The sequence below is a fragment of the Cryobacterium sp. 10I1 genome (assembly GCF_035019805.1).
Classification (GTDB): Bacteria; Actinomycetota; Actinomycetes; order Actinomycetales; family Microbacteriaceae; genus Cryobacterium; species Cryobacterium glucosi.
In genome coordinates, this window is the sequence record NZ_JASJVF010000396.1 from 1 (window position 1) to 1984 (window position 1984).

Below are 1984 nucleotides of genomic sequence, written 5' to 3' on the forward strand. Positions count from 1 at the left end.
CACGAACTGCCGACGGTAGTGGGCCAGCCCGTCGATCCGGTCCATCCGGCGGGCGAAGACGAGGTGGGCATCCGTGCCCTCGCCGGCGGTGCGGCTCGGATCGGGGGGAGGCGTCATCGGGAGTCCTCGGTTCTCAGGGATGCTGCGGGCCGTCGGTCGGACCACTGCGGTTCTCCGGCGAGATTCACGGGTTCGCATGTGAGACCCGGTTCTCCGGCGAGATTCTATCCCGGACGAGGGATTCCGGGCGCAGGCACAGGCGACGTGGAGGATTCCCTCCGACTCGTCATAGCTGGGGGACTTACAATCGTCTCCATGACTTCGTCCGAACCGACCCCGCAGGACGGCGCTCAACCGCGTCGGCGCGACGCCCGGCAGAACCGAGAGCGCCTGATCGTCGAGGCGCGGGCTCTCATCGCGCAGAACGGGGTCGACGCCTCGCTCGAGGAGATCGCCCGCCGCGCAGACGTCGGCGTGGCCACGCTCTACCGAAACTTCCCGACCAGGGACGACCTCGTGCGCGCTCTTTACGACATCGCGCTTGCCGAACTCGCGACCGTCCGCGATGAGATCGCCGCTGCTCCGACGGCCTGGGCCGGCATCGAGCTCTACATGGAGCGTGTCGCCGAGTGGCTTGTCGCCGATCCGGCGCTCCCGCACATTCTCAAGCGCATGGAGGTCATCGACCCGGGCAGCGGCAAGGGCACCGAGTTCCAGGCCGTGATCGCCGGCCTCGTCGCCCGCGCCAAGAAGGACGGTGCACTCCGGGCGGATGTCGACGCGGTCGATCTCGCGGTTCTGGTCACCATGGTCGGTTCCCTCGGCACGCACGGCGGCGGCCACACCGGCCAGTGGCGCAGGCAGCTTGCGATCGTGCTCGACGGCCTGCGGCTGCCGGCCACGGACCGGCCCCGGCTGCCCGGCCGGCCGCTCGCCGCCCGCGAGTTCCAGGCCGCGGTGCACGGGCTCACCCGGCGCGCCAAGCGCGCGGCATCCGGTGCCGGTTCCGGACGCTGAGTGAAGATTGCGACCGTCTACGACGTAGCCGCCCACGCGGCGGTGTCGATCGCGACGGTGTCCCGGGTGCTGCGCCGTCCGCATGACGTGCGCGAGTCGACCCGGGAGCGGGTCCTCGACTCCGTGCAGGCCCTCGGCTACGTGCCGAGCGCCAGTGCACGGTGCCTCGCGGCCCAGCGCACCGGCGTCCTCGGCCTGTTCTTCCCCGGCATCGACGACGAGGACGACCGGGGAGAAGCCCCGTTCGTGCAGGACCTGTCGGTCACGATGGTCGTCGACAGGGCCGGCGGCAGCGAGGTCGCCCCGCCGAACCTCTCCTTCGACGGGGTGCTGCGCGGCAGCGAGCGCGAGGCCTGGCGCCACGGTTTCGCCCTCATGGTCGGCGTCGGCAGGGATGCCAATCCCGCCGACATGTTGCGGGACATCGCCGGGCGGGTCGACGCGGTGGCCGTGCTCGCCGGAAGCGTCCCTGACGAACTCCTCAAGCACGTCTCGCGGCGGATCCCCGTCGTACTGATCGGCGGCCCGCGCCGATGCGCCGAGATGGAATTCGACCACGTCAGCGTCAGCAACCGGGAAGGCATGCGGGCGCTCACCGCGCACCTCCTGGAGAGCGGCGACACCACCGACCTCGCCTTCGTCGCCGGCCCCGCCGACTCACCCGACAGCTCCGAGCGGTACCAGGGCTTCGTCGAAGCTCTCGAGGGGGCGGGCCTCGACCCCGCCGCCGCGACGATCCTGCAGGGCGACTTCTCCCGCATCCGTGCCCGCCGGCTCGCCGAAACGCTGCTCACCACCGGGCGGATGCCGCGGGCCCTCGTCTGCGCGAACGACCGGACCGCGCTCGGCATGCTCGACGTGCTCGTGCCGGCGGGCGTGCGGGTGCCGGAGGACGTGATCGTGACCGGCTTCGACGGCATCGAGACCGGCCGCCTGTCGACCCCGCGGCTCACGACGGTGTACCAGC

The 1984-nt window shown here is 71.5% G+C and carries 2 protein-coding genes; both read left to right on the forward strand.

Annotated features, from left to right (window positions below; genetic code table 11):
* Positions 1 to 315: 315 nt before the first annotated feature.
* Entirely contained in the window at positions 316 to 1017 is a 702-nt protein-coding gene (locus tag QN345_RS18400; RefSeq protein ID WP_134446227.1) for a TetR/AcrR family transcriptional regulator, read from the forward strand.
* The coding region (locus tag QN345_RS18405) for a LacI family DNA-binding transcriptional regulator (RefSeq protein WP_323509042.1) at positions 1018 to 1984 on the forward strand (967 nt) is incomplete at its 3' end.